Genomic DNA, 16874 nt, shown 5'->3' on the forward strand with positions numbered 1-16874 from the left:
GGCCGAATCCGGACCTCAGCGAACCCCGCCCAGGCATAAGTACTTCATCGAAAGGTACTCGTCCATGCCATGCCGAGAGCCTTCGCGACCGAATCCGGACTGCTTCACGCCCCCGAACGGACCAACCTCGTTCGAGATCAAGCCGGTATTGATCCCGACGATGCCGTACTCGAGTTGCTCGCTGATACGCCAGTACCGGTTCAAGTCGTTCGTGTACACGTACGACGCCAAGCCGAATTCGCTGTCATTTGCCATCGCCACAGCCTGCGCATCGTCGTCGAAGACGAAGACCGGGGCGAGCGGGCCAAACGTCTCCTCGTGGGCCAGCAGCATGTCCGATGACGCCCCGGACAGCACGATCGGCTCGACCAGCCTGTTTCCCTCGGTCGGAGCGGCACCGGCGCGGATCTTCGCGCCCTTCGCCATCGCGTCCTGAAGGTGCGCGCGCACCTTCTGCACGGCGGTGGCGGAGATCAGCGGGCCGATGGTCACCCCATCGGCAAACCCGTCTCCGACGCGAAGTTGGCTCACCTTCGCCGCCAACTTCTCGACGAACTCGTCGTGTACCCCGCGCTGCACGTAGATCCGGTTTGCGCACACGCAGGTCTGTCCGGCATTGCGGTATTTCGAGGCGATTGCGCCGTCGACGGCGGCGTCGAGGTCGGCGTCGTCAAAGACGATGAACGGGGCGTGCCCGCCCAACTCCAGAGCCAAGCGCTTCACCGTCTGCCCGCACTGTTCCATCAGCACCCGACCGACATTGGTGGAGCCGGTGAACGACAAATGCCGCACGTCCTGCGATGCGCAGAGCACCTTACCGACCTCGCCCGAATGCGAACTGGTGACGACATTCAGGACCCCGGCCGGCAGCCCTGCGCGTTCGGCGAGTTCGGCCAGCGCCAGGGCACACAGCGGTGTCTCGGAAGCCGGTTTCAGGACCATGGTGTTTCCGGCGGCCAATGCCGGAGCCGCCTTCCGCGTGATCATCGCGATCGGGAAGTTCCATGGCGTGATCGCCGCGCATACGCCAATCGGCTGCTTGAGTACGGCGATCCGCTGATCGCGCCCGACCGGCGCAGGCAGGTCCCCGGTGACCCGCTTGGCCTCCTCGGCGAACCATTCGATGAACGAGGCGCCGTACGCCACCTCGCCCTTCGCCTCGGCGAGCGGTTTTCCTTGTTCGTAGGTCATCAGCGCGCCGAGATCAACCTGGTGCTCCATGATCAGGTCGAACCAGCGGCGCAGGACGGCGGCGCGTTCTTTGCCCGTGAGCGACTGCCATCCGCCGAGCGCCTGTCGGGCGGCACCGATCGCTTTCTCCGTCTGAGCCGCGGTGAGGTCGGCGACGTTCACCAGCACCTTGCCGGTCGACGGATTACGCACCTCGAAGGTCGCCTTATCGCTGCCGTGCACCCACTTACCGCCGATGTAGGCTTCGGTCTTGATCAAAGTCGTGTCGTTGATGTGCTTCATCTGCTCAGCCATACCCGCCACTCTTCCATCGCATCACCGTCCGTGCACGCTGTGCTGTTGGGCACGTTCCGGCACCGCCTGACTCCCGGATTCCGCGATCGTCTGGCAGAATGAACAGGTTGATTTCTACGGATGCATCGGGCCCTCTACCTGACTTTGCGCCGTGGACTCACCCGGGCTTCGCCCGCACGCAACCCCACGCGTGCGTCGTAACGCCCGACCCAATACCAAGATGGAGCACTAAAACACGTGGCAACCAAGATCAAGCTCATGCGCCTGGGCAAGGTCCGCGCACCGTACTACCGCATCGTCGTCGCCGACGCGCGCACCAAGCGCAACGGCCGTTCGATCGAGACGATCGGCAAGTACCACCCCAAGGAAGAGCCCTCGTTCATCGAGGTCGACTCCGAGCGCGCGCAGTACTGGCTGGGCGTCGGCGCGCAGCCGACCGAGGCCGTAGCGGCGATCCTCAAGGTCACCGGTGACTGGCAGAAGTTCAAGGGCGAGCCTGCTCCCGAGCCGATGAAGGTTCGCGCGCCGAAGGAAGACAAGAAGGCCAAGTACGAGGCGGCGCTCGCTGGCGCCATGGCCGAGGCCGAGTCCGGTAAGGGCGCGGCGACCACGCCGAAGAAGAAGGCCATCAAGGACGAGCCAAAGGCTGCGGAGCCCTCGGCTGACGCGCCGGCCGAGGACGCCAAGTAGTGCTGGAAGAGGCCCTCTCGCATCTGGTGCGCGGCATCGTCGCCAACCCTGACGACGTTCAGGTCGACATGGTCACCACCCGTCGCGGGCGGGTGCTGGAGATCCGGGTCAACCCTGAAGATCTCGGCAAGGTGATCGGTAGAAGCGGTCGCACGGCCAAGGCATTGCGCCAGGTCGTCTCGGCGGTCGGCGGTAAAGGTATCCGCGTCGACGTCGTCGACGTCGACGAGTAGCCGAGACGCCAATACGAAGAGGCATCACTACGCTGTGGGCAGGCTCCGATTCACTCGGAAGCTTGCCCACAGTGCATTTGCTCGGTCATCGGTGACCGAGCAATCGACAGGAGATCGCGATGGAACTCGTCATCGGGCGAATCGGTAAGGCGCACGGGCTCCGTGGTGAAGTGACGATCGGAATTCGCACCGACGACCCGGACGAGCGCTTCGCCCCCGGTGCCGTCCTGCGCACCGACCCAGTTGAGCGTGGTCCACTGACGGTCGGCTCCGCGCGCTATATCGGTGGAAACAAGTTGGTGCTCGCTTTCGACGGTTACACCGACCGCACTGCCGCTGAACAGTTGCGCGGCATCATGCTGGTGATCGATTCCGACGACCTTCCTGATCTCGACAGCGACGACGATTTCTACGACCACGAACTCGAGGGAATGCGTGTCCTGGGCGAGGATGGCGATGAGGTCGGCACCGTCGAGCAAGTCATTCACGGTGCGGGCGGCGACACCTTGGCCGTACGTCGTTCTGACTCGCGTCGCGAAGTTCTCATTCCGTTTGTGCGCAGCATTGTCCCGCGGATAGATCGTGCGGCGCGGACGATGACGATTACCCCGCCGGACGGACTGCTCGAACTATGAACATCGACGTCCTCACCGTCTTTAGTGAGTATTTAGCCCCGCTGCATCAGTCCCTGGTCGGTAAGGCAATCGAGCGCGGCGACATCACGCTCGGTGTGCACAACCTGCGGGACTGGACCTCCGATGTGCACCACAGCGTCGACGACGCTCCGTATGGCGGCGGGCCCGGGATGGTCATGACCCCCACGGTGTGGGGGGATGCCTTGGATGAGGTGCTGCGGGCCGATTCGACCCTGATCGTGCCGACGCCGGCGGGTCAACTGTTCAACCAGGAACTTGCCGCCGAACTGGCAGGGGCGGAGCATCTCGTCTTCGCGTGCGGTCGCTACGAAGGCATCGACCAGCGGGTCGCGCAGGACGCCGCCCGCCGAGTACGTGTCCTTGAGGTTTCCATCGGCGACTACGTGCTCGCGGGTGGGGAAGTCGCTGTCCTGGTCATGGTGGAGGCGATCGCCCGCTTGATTCCCGGTGTCCTGGGCAATCGCGACTCCGCGCGGTTCGACTCACACTCTGATGGGCTGCTCGAGGGCCCGTCGTACACCCGACCCGAGCAGTGGCGCGGGTTGAGCGTGCCCGAGGTGTTGCGTTCGGGTAACCACGCCGCGATCGAGCGGTGGCGCCGCGACGAATCGTTGCGACGCACTGCACTGCGACGGCCGGACCTGTTGGCCGCGTACGACGAGAACCTGCTCGATCAGCACGATCGGGCGGTCCTGGCGAGCGTTGAGAATGCGGAAGCGTAGTCAACGTCACCATGCCGCGCGCACCCCGGTGTTGGATTCAACAGGCCGATAAGGCACACTAGACAGGTTGCCATTTAGCCGGAGTTGCGTTCTGCGCCGCGGCAGGTGACCACTTGAGACTTCGTGCTCGTGCCATCGTGGTGCGGTCACACCATGTACAGGTAGACGAAGGAAGCGACACGACTATGAACGTCCTCGACGATATCGACCGCGAGCTACTCCGCGACGACATCCCCGAGTTCCGTGCTGGCGACACCCTTAAGGTGCGCGTCAAGGTTATCGAGGGAACTCGCTCGCGTATCCAGGACTTCACCGGCGTCGTGATCCGCCGCCACGGCGAAGGCGCCCGCGAGACGTTCACCGTCCGCAAGGTCTCCTCGGGCGTCGGCGTAGAGCGCACGTTCCCGGTGCACACCCCGGTCATCGAGGCCATTGAGGTCATGACCCGCGGCGATGTGCGTCGTGCGAAGCTGTACTACTTGCGCAACCTGCGCGGCAAGGCAGCCAAGATCAAGGAGCGTCGCTTCAAGTAAGCGGAGCTCAGATGAACGCGGGAGTGGCTTCGGCCGCTCCCGCGTTCGTCATTGGTGCCGCTGCTCGGCACGGCCTCACCTGTGCCGCGCAAAGGCTGGAATAGGCTGAACCTGATGACCATGAACGAACCGACCGGCGCCGACGATGAGGCCGAGTCGAGACCGGCGCAGGACGGAACCGCTTCGACCGACGAGGACGACTCGGTTCGCGCTGAGCGAGCGCATGACCCCGCGGCATCGACCGACGGCACTGATGATGAACCCGCCGCGACGCCGATGACCCGGCGCGAGCGGCGACGGCACAAGCGCAATCAACGTAGCGGCTGGGCCCAGTGGCTACGCGAGTTGCCGATCATGCTCGGCGTCGCGTTCATCATCGCGGTGTTACTGCGTTCTTTCGTCGTACAGGCCTTCTGGATTCCGTCCGGATCTATGGAACAGACCCTGCACGGATGCCCTGGTTGTACCGGTGATCGCATCCTGGTCAATCGGATGAGCTACTGGTTCAGCGATCCGGAGCCAGGCGACATCGTCGTCTTCGAGGCACCCACGTCGTGGGAGCCCGAGGTCACGGTAGACGAACCCGACGATCCGATCGGTCAGTCCTGGTTGTGGGTCAAACGTCTCGTCGGCGCCGCGCCTCCGGCCGCGCGGGACTTGGTCAAACGAGTCGTCGCCACCGAGGGACAAACTATCGAGTGTTGTGATGCGCAGAACCGCGTCCTGGTGGATGGGCAGCCGTTAGAGGAGCCATACATATACTTGGACGGCCAGGATCCGACCGACCCGAGTATGGCGCAGCCTTTTGGCCCGATCACGGTGCCGGAGGGGCGGATGTTCGTGATGGGCGATCACCGCAACGCGTCGGCTGATTCGCGCGCGCATATGGATGATCAGCACCAGGGCACCGTTGCCGTTGACTCGGTCATCGGGCGGGCGTTCCTGATCCTGTGGCCCTTCGACCGGTTTACCTGGCTCAGTTCACAGAATCCGCAAACCGCGCAGGCGGCGTCCGCGGCCTCGATCGAGATGGCACCACCGGCGTCCGCGTTGCTGGATCCACCGGTGCTCGCGCTACTGCTGGTGGCGCCGATCGCCGGCGCGCGCGGCGTACGCCGAATCGGCAGGTAGCGGGATGTATCAGATCGCAGACCTGCAGGCGCCGCGTTTCATCATGCGCGGCACTGATGCGGAGTTCGTCCCATTCGAGACGACTCTCGCTCGGGCAGGATTCGGCGTCGTCGCCGGCGCCGATGAGGCCGGCCGCGGCGCCTGCGCTGGACCGTTGACAGCGGCGGCATGCATCCTGCCGGCCGGACGTCGCGGCAAGATTGATGGGCTCACCGACTCGAAGCTGCTGACCGCGGCGCGGCGCGAGCGGTTGTACGACGAGATCGTGGATAAAGCTGTCGCCTGGCGGGTGGTCAGCATCGACGCGGCGATGATCGATGCCATGGGGCTGCACGTAGCTAATCTGCAGGCGATGCGCCGTGCCGTGCGATCGCTGCAGGTCGCGCCGGCGTATACCCTGACCGACGGATTTCCGGTCGATGGTCTTGGCGTGCCGGCGCTGGCGGTGTGGAAGGGCGATCGGGTTTCTTCGTCGATTGCTGCGGCCAGCATCTTGGCCAAGGTCACCCGTGACCGACTGATGTGTGCCCTCGCTGAGCAGTATCCGCAGTACGGATTCGACGTACACAAGGGATACAGCACCGCGGCGCACCAAAGCGCACTCGCGGCGAACGGGCCCTGCCCGCAGCACCGCATGTCGTATCAGAACGTCCGCAGTCACCGTGTGGTTGACTCGGCACAAACGAAGGGGGCGAGCCGATGAGCGCAGAGGATCTCGAGCGATATGAGACCGAACTCGAACTGCAGCTGTACCGCGAATACAAGGACATCGCCCGTCAGTTCAGCTATGTGGTAGAGACCGAACGTCGGTTCTATCTGGCGAATTCGGTGGATCTGCAGGTGCGTAACGCCAGCGGTGAGGTGTACTTCGAACTGCAGTTGCAGGACGCATGGGTGTGGGACATCCACCGACCCGCGCGGTTCGTCAAGAACGTCCGCGTCGTCACCTTCAAAGACGTCAACGTCGAGGAGTTGGACAAGCCCGATCTCGAGGTGCCGTAGCCGTCTGGGCGCCTTGTTCGGGTGAGTTGTCCACACCCTCGGCGTGTTTCCACCGCACCGTCGGTCCACTCGCGGCGTGCGCGTGGGGCAGGCAGGCTCACCTCTCACACGGATGAGGGGATGGCATGGCGCTCAAGGACGACCTCGGCAGACTGGGCGAGGATCTCGCCGCGGACGAGTTGGAACGGGCTGGGTTACGCATTGTCGAACGCAACTGGCGTTGCGATGCCGGCGAGATAGACATTGTTGCGACCGAGGGGCGCACCCTCGTCATTTGCGAGGTCAAGACCCGCTCATCGACACGGTTCGGTGAACCGATCGAGGCGTTGACCCCGGCGAAGATCGAACGAATCTATCGACTTGCATCCATCTACCGCCGCACGCATCGGGTGGGCACCACGCGAGTGCGGTACGACGTCGTCGCGATTATTGCGCCGTACGGCCACACACCGGACATCAAACACATTCGCGGAGCGTTCGGATGAATACCCCGCATGTGGCAAGCGTGCTCGGCATGACGATTACCGGTGTGAGTGGCGTGCCGGTCACCGTCGAGTGCAGCGTGGCGGACGGATCACCGGCCGACTCGAAAATCCTCGGTCTGCCGGACGCCTCGGTACGGGAGTCCTTCTCGCGGATGCGCGCCGCGCTCGACAGTCTCGATGGCTACACCTGGTCGTCGCGAAAGATCCTCTTCAACCTCACGCCGGCGGATGTACGAAAACAGGGCACCGGATTCGACCTACCGATGGCCATCGCCATGCTGGCATACGACCAGGTTATCGACGCTGATCGAGTCGCCGGCACGGTCTTCTTCGGCGAACTCGGCCTCAACGGTGCACTTCATCCGGTGCGTGGCGCGCTGCCCGCACTCATAGCGGCAGCAGCCTCCGGCGCGCGACGAATTGTGCTGCCGGCGGCAAATCTGGCGGAGGCATCGATCTCGCTGGGATCAGCGGTCGATATCGAGGTGATGTGCGCCCCGACGCTCGAGGACCTCTTCCGGTTGCTACGCGGCGAGGAGAACGGCGTACAGCGCGTGCGTCAGCGCCCGGTCAGCGCGCCACGCGCTCAGCCCGATCTCGCCGATGTCAAAGGACAACCCGTTGGGCGACGCGCATTGGAGATCGCCGCCGCAGGGGGACACCACCTCATGTTCGGTGGCCCGCCGGGGGCGGGCAAGACGATGTTGGCCAAACGACTACCGGGGATACTTCCCGCGCTCAGCGATGAGGATGCCTTCACCGTCACGAGCATCCGCTCGGTCTGCGGCATGATCGACCCCGAACGTCCGTTGCAGAGTTGGCCTCCTTTCGAAGCGCCGCATCATGGCGCGACGGCGGTCGCGCTGATTGGCGGAGGATCACCCGTCGTGCGTCCTGGCGCAGTGAGTCGGGCACACCGCGGCGTGTTGTTCTTGGACGAGGCGGCAGAATTTGATCGCTCCGTACTCGACCAGTTACGTCAGCCGATCGAGTCGGGAGCGGTGACTATTCACCGCGCCAGCGGTGTCTGCACTTTCCCGGCGCAGTTTCAGCTCGTGCTTGCAGCTAATCCGTGCCCATGCTCGAGGGCCGGTGGATCGGGTGGCTGTGTGTGCTCGAGTATCACCCGTCGCCGATATCAGGCGCGACTGTCCGGGCCGCTACTGGACCGCGTTGACCTCGTGGTCGACGTGCAACCCCCGTTACGCGGAGCGCTGTTGGATCACGGCACCAACGAAGAACCAAGTGCTGTAGTGGCGCAGCGGGTACTGGCGGCGAGGGAACGCGCTGCGGCACGGTGGAGTGATGGCGCGCTCAACAGCGCCGTCGGGTCGAAGGAACTGCGCGCTCGGTGGCAGCCGGCGGATCAGAGCCGCGCGGTGTTGGCGAAGGCGTATGACTCGGGCAGGCTCACCGGACGCGGGTACGAGCGAGTGCTGCGCGTGGCCTGGACGCTCGCAGACCTCGGCGCCCGGACCGCACCGGCCTTGGACGATCTTGTGGAGGCGCTCGCGTTCCGTCAGCGCGCATTCGGGATGGCCGCATGAGCGGATACGTCGGCGATGGCAGCGAGCGTGCCGCGCGGGCCTGGCTCAGTCGCGCATGTGAGCCGGGCGAGTACGCGTTGTGGGCATACGTCGAATCACAAGGCGCCGTCGAGGTGGCCGCCCAGCTTGCGGCCGGCCAGGCCCCTCGTCGGCTACAGCGTTTGTGCGGTGCCCGAGCGGGGGAGGACCACTGCCAGCGCGACCTGGACGCCGCACACCGGGTGGGTGCACGCTTGATCATTCCCGGTGACGCCGAGTGGCCGGCAGACGGCGTCCGGTTGATGAGCATCGCCTCGGCAGCCGGCGCTGACGGCTGCGTACCCCCACTGTCCATCTGGGCCCGCGGTGGCGGACGGCTGTCGGCACTCATTGATCGGTCCGTTGCCCTGGTCGGCGCTCGTGCGGCCACCGCGTACGGAACCAGCGTGTGTGAGCAGATCGCGTACGGGCTCGCTGGTCGCGACGTCACTGTGATCAGCGGGGGAGCGTTCGGTATCGATCGCGCGGCACACGCCGCGGCCCTGGCAGCTAACGGCGTCACGATCGCCGCGCTCGCGTGCGGTATCGATCGGTTCTACCCGAAATCCAACGCGAACCTGCTCGAGCACATCACCGTGGACGGGCTGCTGCTCTCGGAATGGGCGCCGGGAGCCGCGCCAATGCGCCACCGTTTCTTGGTGCGCAACCGTCTCATCGCGGCGTTGAGTTCAGGCACCGTGGTCGTCGAGGCCGCGCTACGCTCGGGCGCTCGGTCAACGGCCGCCCGGGCGCGGGAATTGGGCAAGGTCGTGATGGCTGTGCCCGGCCCGGTCACCTCCGCAATGTCCGACGGGTGCCTGCATATGCTGCGCGAGGAAGCTGCGCTCGCGGTCGGCAGTGCAGAGCACGTAATGGAGGCAACCGGGGTCAGCGGTGTGGATATGCTGCCGCTCGAGCGCGGACCGCTTCGGCCGGGTGATGATCTGGACCCGCTACACCGCCGAGTTCTAGAGGCGGTGCCGACGCGTAGACCGGCGGCTACCGACTCCATCGCAGTCGTGGCCGGAGCCAGCGTTCCGGATACCCTGCGCGCATTGACGATGCTCGAGCTTTCCGAACTCGTTGAGCAATACGAAGGAAGGTGGCGCAAATGCCGCGTGGCGACATCGCCCTGATGCTGCCGATATAACGAAGTGGTTCCCGCCCGGCGCGGCAGGTTGCCCGAGTGCTCCGGCCGCAGGCACGGTGATGGGGTGAGTAGCGGTCTACCCGAGCCCATGACTGAAGCGCTGGCGGCGTTCGAGCGAATGCTACGCCTGGAACGCTCGCTGTCGGCGCACACCGTGAAGGCATACGTCAGTGACGCCCGCAGCCTGTTGGAGCACCTCGCGCTGATGGGCGGCGAGGACATGAATCGCCTCGACCTCGGCGTCCTACGTTCGTGGCTCGCTAAGTCCCGCACGCTGGGCGCCGCACGCAGCACGTTGTCTCGTCGCGCTGCTAGCGCGCGTGCGTTTACGGCGTACGCCGCCGGCCGCGGGCTGATCGAGGTCGACCCGGGACCGCGACTGGCATCGGCGGGCACGCACCGACGGTTGCCGGAGGTGTTGAACCAGGAACAGGCAGCCGATCTCGTTGACGGTGTCGAGGGCGACGGTGCGATCGCGTTGCGCGATCGAGCGATTCTGGAGTTGTTGTACGCCGGCGGTGTCCGGGTGGGCGAACTCGTCGGTCTGGACGTGGACTCCTTCGACGAGTCGCGCTCGTTGTTGCGGGTGATCGGCAAGGGCAACAAGGAACGCAGCGTTCCCATCGGTACGCCGGCGCAGCGTGCGCTACGGGCCTACCTCGCTGAAGGTCGAGGCGAGTTGGTGTCGGCGCGAAGTGGGCGCGCGCTTCTGCTGGGGGCGCGTGGTGGACGTATCGACTCACGTGAAGTACGCCGGATCGTGCATCGCGCCGCGCAAGGCGTCGACGGTGCGCCGGACATCGGCCCGCACGGGCTGCGGCACAGCGCGGCCACACACCTCCTGGAGGGTGGTGCCGATCTGCGTTCGGTCCAGGAATTGCTCGGGCACGCATCTTTGGCGACGACGCAGATCTACACGCACGTATCGGTTGAGCGACTGCGCTCGGCATTCGATCAGGCTCACCCGCGCTCCTGACCGTCTAGCCAATACGAAAGGGCGCTTCAGCGAATTCGCTGAAGCGCCCTTTCATCGGCCGCCGACACCCGAGCGCGGCTATGACCGGTTATGCGGGGACGGCCGCCGGAGCCGCCTGCTGGGCGCGAGCCAGACCAGCGGACAGGTCAGCGATCAAATCGTCGGGATCCTCGATACCGACGGATACCCGGATCAGGCCGTCGGAAATTCCGGCGACCGCGCGCGCCTCGGCGGTCATCGATGCGTGCGTCATCGTGGCGGGGTGCGCGACGAGAGATTCCACGCCACCGAGCGATTCGGCCAGGCTGAAGAGTTCCAGTCCGTCCAGGAACGCGCGCACCGCTGGCTCGCCGCCGGCCAACTCGAAGGACAGCATCGCGCCGAAACCGCTCTGCTGACGCGCCGCCAGCTCATGACCGGGGTGATCGGCCAGGCCGGGGAAATTCACCTTGCTCACCGCCGCATGCGCGTTGAGTGCCTCAACAACACGATCGGCACCCTCCTGGTGGGCGCGCATCCGTGGGGCGAGCGTACGCAGCCCGCGCAGCGTCTGATAGCAGTCGAACGGGCTCGCAGTCAGGCCGATGGTATTGGACCAGTAGGCCATCTGCTCCTGCAGTTCGGCTGTGGCTGAAAGGATCGCGCCGCCGACGACATCGCTGTGGCCATTGAGGTATTTGGTGGTGGAGTGCACGACCACGTCGCAACCCAGCGCGATCGGCTGCTGCAACAACGGCGACAGGAACGTGTTGTCGGCGACCACCGTCGCGCCGACCGCGTGGGCGCGACGTGCGGTGTCCGCGACGTCGGTGATGCGCAGCAGCGGGTTGGAGGGCGTCTCGATCCAGACGACCTTCGGTGACTGCGCCAGTGCGCTATCGAGCGCGGCGGTGTCGTTGAAGTCGACGGTCAGAACCTCGAACGAGCCCTTCTGGTGGTACGAATCGAACAGCCGCCAGGTGCCGCCGTAGCAGTCATGTGGGACAACGATCTTCTCGCCCGGAGACAGCAACGCGTGTACGACGACGGTGATTGCGCCCATCCCGGTCGCGGCGATGATGCCGCCGTGCGCACCTTCGAGCTCGGCGATTGCGTTGCCCAGCAGGTCGCGCGTCGGGTTACCGCTGCGTGTGTAGTCGTAGGTACGCGGTTGCGCGAATGACTCGAAGGTGAAGTTGCTCGATAGATGCAGCGGCGGAATGACCGCGCCGTGCTGAGTGTCGGACTCCAGCCCGCTGCGTACGGACTGCGTCACCTTTGAGAGGGGGGTGTTGCTCATGGTGTGGCACCTTTCGAATCGAACGGCACGACGCCATGCGGTTCGTTCGACCAGGTGCAGGATCGGCTCTGAGCCGAAATCCATCTTCCGGCCGGCCATCATTGGCCACCGCAGGACTTGGCACCGGCCATCGGTTTGCGATCGATGGTGGTTGCCCCGGCTTCAAAGGGCCTGTCCCTCAGCCGGTCGTGATGGTTTCAGCAGTTGAGGCTACGCGAGCAGCGCGCGCAGCGCCACGCTGCACTGTCGATCGTCGGGGGGATCACACCGAGGGACGCCGGGATCAGGCCCACATGGCAAGTCCGCTAGTGGATGTCGATACCGCGCTTACTCGATATCGATACCGCGCTCGCTGAGCCATTTCTGTGGATCGAGACGTTGGCTGCCGTAGAGCCCCTTACGGATTTCGAAGTGCAGATGTGGTCCGGTGGATTGGCCGCGGTTTCCGACTGTGGCGATCTGCTGACCGGCCGTCACCTGCTGGCCAGCGGCGACGAGGTACTGATCGACGTGACCGTAGATGAGGTACCAACCGTCGGCGCCGGGATCAATGACTACCCATTGGCCGAAACCGCTCGCTGTGCCGGCGGCGATGACGACGCCGCTGGTGGCCGAATACACCGGTGTGCCGATCTCCGCGGCAAGGTCGATGCCGTAGTGGAAAGTTCCCCAACGCGGGCCGACGCCCGAGGTGAAGACCCCACCAGGCGCGGGATGGACGGTCGTATTGCCAGAGCCGTGTGGATATGCGCCCACCTGCGCGCTCGGGGCGGGTAAACCGGACGATGACTCCTCGCCGGTGAGCGGGAGCAAGCGCACGGCGTGTGGAGTCAGCAGCGTCAGCGGATCGACGTACTGCTCGCCGAGCCGGACTCCCCAGTGCAGGCACACCGCGACCGCGCAATCCGGATGGCCCGCGATCACCGTCCCGATGACCTGTCCGCGTAGCACCACGTCGCCGGCAGACACGGTCGCCTCGACCGGTTCGTACGTCGTTCGTACTGTTGCGTGGTCGATCGAGATCACCCCTCTGCCCGCTACCGTGCCGGCGAATGCCACGACGCCGTCGGCGGCGGCACGTACGGCCTGGTCGGCCGACGCAGCAAGATCTACGCCGCGATGACCCGGCAGCCACGGCTGTGGTGGAAGGTCAAAGGCTTCGGTGACGTCGGGGGCCGGCGACAGTGGCCAATCGAAGCCAGGTGCGCCGCGTGCCGGCGTAGCGCACAGCGCGATGGTGCCAATCGTCAACACGGCGAGCACTCTCTGGAGGGCGCGTAACGGGTAAATCATCGGCTGAGCGAACCATCGCTGATACGCCTGAGACATAGGCGAAGGTCGTGCTGTGAAGACACGCCGGACTGTGGATACCGTGTCCGCCCGGAGACAGGCACTCGTTCACACAGCGTCAGGTGGTGTGGAGACCGGTACCCTCCGCGCCGGCACCATCCGCGCCGGCACCGTTCGAGCGCACGGCGTGCGAGAGATGCGCGCGGCGCCACACTCATCCGGCGCGCCGTCCGATGGCGGCATCCCGTACTATTTAGGGAGCGGTTCGTTCGGCTCCTGCCGACGGGCCGACTTCGCGCGTCCAGACCCGCCTTGCGGGTCGACTCTTCTACGGTCCGGTGTTCACGCCGGTCGAGTCGGGGCGCCAGGGGCGCTGCCGACCGGCGGCGCCGACAACCATAGAGGATCGCGCCGGTGCGTCTAGCCGGCCGATCAGGACAAGGAGAACGGCCATGGCCGTCGTCACTATGCGTCAGCTGCTCGACAGCGGCGTGCACTTCGGGCACCAGACCCGTCGGTGGAACCCGAAGATGAAGCGCTTCATCCTCACCGAGCGCAACGGCATCTACATCATCGACCTGCAGCAGACCTTGTCGTACATCGACAAGGCCTTCGAGTTCGTCAAGGAGACCGTCGCGCACGGCGGCACGATCCTTTTCGTCGGCACCAAGCGTCAGGCGCAGGAAGCCATCGCCAAGGAGGCGACCCGCGTCAACATGCCGTACGTCAACCACCGTTGGCTCGGCGGCATGCTCACCAACTTCGGCACCGTCCACAAGCGTCTGCAGCGCCTCAAGGAGCTCGAGCAGATCGCCGAGACCGGCGGCGAGACCGTGATGACCAAGAAGGAACAGCTGATCCTCGATCGCGAGCGCGAGAAGCTGTCGAAGACCCTCGGTGGAATCCGCGATATGGCTCGCGTGCCGTCGGCGATCTGGATCGTCGATACGAAGAAGGAGCAGATCGCGGTCGGCGAGGCCAAGAAGTTGAACATCCCGATCGTCGCCATCCTCGACACGAACTGCGATCCGGATGAGACCGACTACCCGATCCCGGGTAACGACGACGCCATCCGTTCGGCGAACCTGCTTACTCGCGTGATTGCCGACGGCGTCGCCGAGGGCCTCATTCAGCGCGCCTCGGCGGGCAAGAGTGACGACAAGCCGAACCGCGACGACGTTGCCGCTGACGAGCCTCTCGCCGAGTGGGAGCGCGAAATTCTCGAAGGTGGAAAGACCGACGCTGCTGCGGCCCCGGCCGCCGAAGCGCCCGCACCGGCCGCCGATGCGCCGGCTACGAGCGATGCTGCGGCTACGGAAGCTGCGACGGCGCAGACCCCCGAAGCCAAGTAACGCGTCCACCGACTACACCAGCATCTGATCTACATCCGCCAGAAGCGGATAGATGGGACAACCACTCATGGCTAACTTCTCAGCCGCTGACGTCAAGAAGCTGCGCGAAACCACCGGCTCCGGCATGCTCGACTGCAAGAAGGCGCTCGCTGAGGCTGATGGCGACTTCGACAAGGCCGTCGAACTGCTCCGTATCAAGGGCGCCAAGGACGTCGGCAAGCGTGCCGCGCGTACCTCGGCCAATGGTCTGGCCACCGTCAAGGACGGCGTCGTGATCGAGTTGCTCTGCGAAACCGACTTCGTCGCCAAGAACGCCGACTTCATCGCGCTCGGCGACAAGGTCGTCGGCGCCCTTGCCGCGGCAAAGGTCGACTCGCTGGAGGCCGCTCTGGCCACGGACCTCGACGGAATCACCGTCGAAGCCGCGATCCAGGAACTGTCGGCGAAGATCGGCGAGCGCCTTGAGTTGCGCCGCGTCGTACGCTTCGACGGTCAGACCACCGCGTACCTGCACCGTCGTTCGGCGGACCTGCCCCCGCAGGTCGCGGTCCTCGTCGAGTACACCGGCGACGACGCCGAAGCCGCTCGCAGCGCTGGTATGCAGATCGCTGCTATGCGTCCGCGGTACGTCACCCGTGATGAGGTCCCGGCCGACATCGTGGAGAACGAGCGCCGTTTGGCCGAGGAAACCGCGCGTGGCGAGGGTAAGCCCGAGCAGGCGATCGTGAAGATCACCGAGGGCAAGGTCAACGCTTACTTCAAGGACTTCACCCTGAACGAGCAGCCCTCGGTGCAGGACCCGAAGAAGAACGTGAAGGCCGTGCTCGACGCGGCCGGCGTTGCGGTCACCCGCTTCGCCCGTATCGAGGTCGGCGAGGAGCTCTAAGAGCCAGTTCGACACCGAGAGGGGGCCGTCACTGCCGTGATCCGGCGTGGCGGCCCCTTTTTCTGGATCGGATCACCGCCCTGCCGCGGTACGGTCCTGCCCGTAGCCCGACATGCGATCGCTCAGGAGCGTCAATTCTGATGAGTGCCAACAAACGAATCCTTCTCAAGCTTTCCGGTGAGACCTTCGGCGGCGGAACTGTCGGCGTCGACACCGAGGTAGTCAAGAGCATCGCCGGGCAAATCCGTGAGGTGGTCGCATCCGGGACGCAGGTGGCAGTGGTCACCGGTGGCGGCAACTTCTTCCGCGGTGCGCAGTTGTCGCAAGCCGGCATGGATCGCGCTCGCGCCGACTACATGGGAATGTTGGGCACCGTGCTCAACTGCCTTGCGCTGCAGGACTTCCTGGAGAAGGAAGGCGTAGCGACCCGAGTGCAGACCGCGATCACCATGGGGCAGGTGGCCGAGTCCTACATCCCGCTGCGCGCGATCCGTCACCTGGAGAAGGGTCGCGTGGTGATCTTCGGCGCCGGTGCCGGGATGCCGTACTTCTCTACCGATACGGTCGCGGCACAACGCGCCTTGGAAATCGGGTGCGATGTATTGCTGATGGCCAAGAACGGCGTGGACGGTGTCTATAACGCTGACCCGCGCACCGACCCGAGCGCGACCAAGTACGACCGTCTCACGTACGACGAGGTCCTCACCAATCACTTGGCTGTGGCAGACAGCACTGCGATTAGCCTGTGCATGGACAATGACATGCCGATCGTCGTCTTCAACATGCTCGAGGACGGCAACATCGGTCGCGCTGCCGCCGGCGAACACATCGGCACCATCATCAGCAACGCGACCGTGAACCGTTAGGAGAACAGAATGATTGACGAGACGCTCCTCGAGGCCGAGGAAAAAATGGAAAAGGCGGTCAACGTCGCCAAGCAGGACATGACCACGATCCGCACTGGACGGGCCACCCCGGCGATGTTCGAAGGCCTGACGATCGACTATTACGGTGCGCCCACGCCGCTGAACCAGATGGCCAGCATCACCATCCCGGAAGCGCGGATGGCCACCATTAAGCCATACGACGTCTCGCAGCTCGGCGCTATCGAGAAGGCGATCCGCGACTCTGATCTCGGCGTCAACCCGGGCAACGACGGCCAATTGATCCGAGTCGTGCTGCCGCAGCTCACTGAGGAGCGCCGCAAGGAGATGGGCAAGGTCGCGCGCGGCAAGGGCGAAGACGCCAAGGTGTCGATCCGCAACGTGCGCCGGGCCGCCAAGGATGTCCTGGAGAAGATCAAAAAAGACGGCGATGCCGGCGAGGACGAGGTCGATCGCGCCGAGAAGGAACTGGACTCGTTGACCGGTAAGTATGTTGAGCAGGTCGATGAGGTCGTCGCCCGCAAGGAAGCGGAGTTGCTCGAGGTCTAGGCCACG

The 16874-nt window shown here is 65.0% G+C and carries 19 protein-coding genes and 1 riboswitch; of the genes, 16 read left to right on the plus strand and 3 right to left on the minus strand.

Annotated elements, in window-relative coordinates:
• Nucleotides 1-15: 15 nt before the first annotated feature.
• Nucleotides 16-1485: an NAD-dependent succinate-semialdehyde dehydrogenase gene (locus E1H16_RS07575; protein WP_134323101.1), complete on the minus strand. Its 1470-nt coding sequence runs from the start codon at nucleotides 1483-1485 to the stop codon at nucleotides 16-18.
• Nucleotides 1486-1722: 237 nt separating this feature from the next.
• On the opposite strand from E1H16_RS07575, the gene rpsP reads away from it, so the two are divergent.
• The 12 genes from rpsP (at nucleotide 1723) to E1H16_RS07635 (ending at nucleotide 10628) form a co-directional block, all read left to right on the plus strand.
• Nucleotides 1723-2175, plus strand: a complete 453-nt coding sequence (rpsP, locus tag E1H16_RS07580; RefSeq protein WP_134323102.1) for a 30S ribosomal protein S16 — start codon at nucleotides 1723-1725, stop codon at nucleotides 2173-2175.
• Nucleotides 2175-2408: an RNA-binding protein gene (locus E1H16_RS07585; protein ID WP_134323103.1), complete on the plus strand. Its 234-nt coding sequence runs from the start codon at nucleotides 2175-2177 to the stop codon at nucleotides 2406-2408. The genes rpsP and E1H16_RS07585 overlap by 1 nt, the downstream gene beginning before the upstream one ends.
• Nucleotides 2409-2527: 119 nt before the next feature.
• A complete protein-coding gene (rimM, locus tag E1H16_RS07590) occupies nucleotides 2528-3043 on the plus strand; it encodes a ribosome maturation factor RimM (RefSeq protein ID WP_134323104.1) in 516 nt (171 codons plus the stop codon).
• On the plus strand, nucleotides 3040-3786 hold the full coding sequence (gene trmD, locus E1H16_RS07595; RefSeq protein ID WP_134323105.1) for a tRNA (guanosine(37)-N1)-methyltransferase TrmD: 747 nt from the start codon (nucleotides 3040-3042) through the stop codon (nucleotides 3784-3786). Before rimM ends, trmD begins: the two co-directional genes overlap by 4 nt.
• Before the next feature lie 185 nt (nucleotides 3787-3971).
• Nucleotides 3972-4319: a 50S ribosomal protein L19 gene (gene rplS / locus E1H16_RS07600; RefSeq protein WP_134323106.1), complete on the plus strand. Its 348-nt coding sequence runs from the start codon at nucleotides 3972-3974 to the stop codon at nucleotides 4317-4319.
• Between the two features lie 114 nt (nucleotides 4320-4433).
• On the plus strand, nucleotides 4434-5450 hold the full coding sequence (lepB, locus tag E1H16_RS07605) for a signal peptidase I (RefSeq protein ID WP_243837773.1): 1017 nt from the start codon (nucleotides 4434-4436) through the stop codon (nucleotides 5448-5450).
• A gap of 4 nt (nucleotides 5451-5454) precedes the next feature.
• Nucleotides 5455-6153 (plus strand): ribonuclease HII, encoded by a 699-nt coding sequence (locus E1H16_RS07610; protein WP_208378920.1) that lies wholly within the window; start codon nucleotides 5455-5457, stop codon nucleotides 6151-6153.
• Nucleotides 6150-6452, plus strand: a complete 303-nt coding sequence (locus E1H16_RS07615; RefSeq protein ID WP_134323107.1) for a DUF2469 domain-containing protein — start codon at nucleotides 6150-6152, stop codon at nucleotides 6450-6452. The genes E1H16_RS07610 and E1H16_RS07615 overlap by 4 nt, the downstream gene beginning before the upstream one ends.
• Before the next feature lie 125 nt (nucleotides 6453-6577).
• Nucleotides 6578-6937 (plus strand): YraN family protein, encoded by a 360-nt coding sequence (locus E1H16_RS07620; RefSeq protein WP_134323108.1) that lies wholly within the window; start codon nucleotides 6578-6580, stop codon nucleotides 6935-6937.
• The gene (locus tag E1H16_RS07625; RefSeq protein ID WP_134323109.1) at nucleotides 6934-8484 is read left to right on the plus strand and encodes a YifB family Mg chelatase-like AAA ATPase; all 1551 of its coding nucleotides are present in this window, start codon (nucleotides 6934-6936) and stop codon (nucleotides 8482-8484) included. The genes E1H16_RS07620 and E1H16_RS07625 overlap by 4 nt, the downstream gene beginning before the upstream one ends.
• Nucleotides 8481-9638, plus strand: coding sequence for a DNA-processing protein DprA (gene dprA / locus E1H16_RS07630; RefSeq protein WP_134323110.1), 1158 nt, complete (start codon nucleotides 8481-8483; stop codon nucleotides 9636-9638). Before E1H16_RS07625 ends, dprA begins: the two co-directional genes overlap by 4 nt.
• A 102-nt stretch (nucleotides 9639-9740) precedes the next feature.
• Nucleotides 9741-10628 (plus strand): tyrosine recombinase XerC, encoded by an 888-nt coding sequence (locus E1H16_RS07635; RefSeq protein ID WP_134323111.1) that lies wholly within the window; start codon nucleotides 9741-9743, stop codon nucleotides 10626-10628.
• An 88-nt stretch (nucleotides 10629-10716) separates the two neighbouring features.
• On the opposite strand, the gene metB is transcribed toward E1H16_RS07635, so the two are convergent.
• Both metB and E1H16_RS18750 read right to left on the minus strand, forming a co-directional pair.
• Nucleotides 10717-11907, minus strand: a complete 1191-nt coding sequence (gene metB / locus E1H16_RS07640; protein ID WP_134323112.1) for a cystathionine gamma-synthase — start codon at nucleotides 11905-11907, stop codon at nucleotides 10717-10719.
• 77 nt (nucleotides 11908-11984) lie between these two features.
• Nucleotides 11985-12105: riboswitch (SAM riboswitch) on the minus strand.
• Nucleotides 12106-12234: 129 nt separating this feature from the next.
• Complete coding sequence (locus E1H16_RS18750; protein ID WP_243837774.1) at nucleotides 12235-13236, minus strand: M23 family metallopeptidase; 1002 nt, start codon at nucleotides 13234-13236, stop codon at nucleotides 12235-12237.
• Nucleotides 13237-13649: 413 nt separating this feature from the next.
• Between E1H16_RS18750 and rpsB the strand changes: the two genes are divergently transcribed.
• The 4 genes from rpsB (at nucleotide 13650) to frr (ending at nucleotide 16868) form a co-directional block, all read left to right on the plus strand.
• Nucleotides 13650-14549 (plus strand): 30S ribosomal protein S2, encoded by a 900-nt coding sequence (gene rpsB, locus E1H16_RS07650; protein ID WP_134323113.1) that lies wholly within the window; start codon nucleotides 13650-13652, stop codon nucleotides 14547-14549.
• Between the two features lie 52 nt (nucleotides 14550-14601).
• Entirely contained in the window at nucleotides 14602-15435 is an 834-nt protein-coding gene (gene tsf, locus E1H16_RS07655) for a translation elongation factor Ts (RefSeq protein WP_243837776.1), read from the plus strand.
• 140 nt (nucleotides 15436-15575) lie between these two features.
• The gene (pyrH, locus tag E1H16_RS07660) at nucleotides 15576-16301 is read left to right on the plus strand and encodes a UMP kinase (RefSeq protein WP_134323114.1); all 726 of its coding nucleotides are present in this window, start codon (nucleotides 15576-15578) and stop codon (nucleotides 16299-16301) included.
• 9 nt (nucleotides 16302-16310) lie between these two features.
• Nucleotides 16311-16868: a ribosome recycling factor gene (gene frr, locus E1H16_RS07665; RefSeq protein WP_134323115.1), complete on the plus strand. Its 558-nt coding sequence runs from the start codon at nucleotides 16311-16313 to the stop codon at nucleotides 16866-16868.
• Nucleotides 16869-16874 lie beyond the last annotated feature (6 nt).

This window comes from Cumulibacter soli (genome assembly GCF_004382795.1).
Taxonomy (GTDB): domain Bacteria; phylum Actinomycetota; class Actinomycetes; order Mycobacteriales; family Antricoccaceae; genus Cumulibacter; species Cumulibacter soli.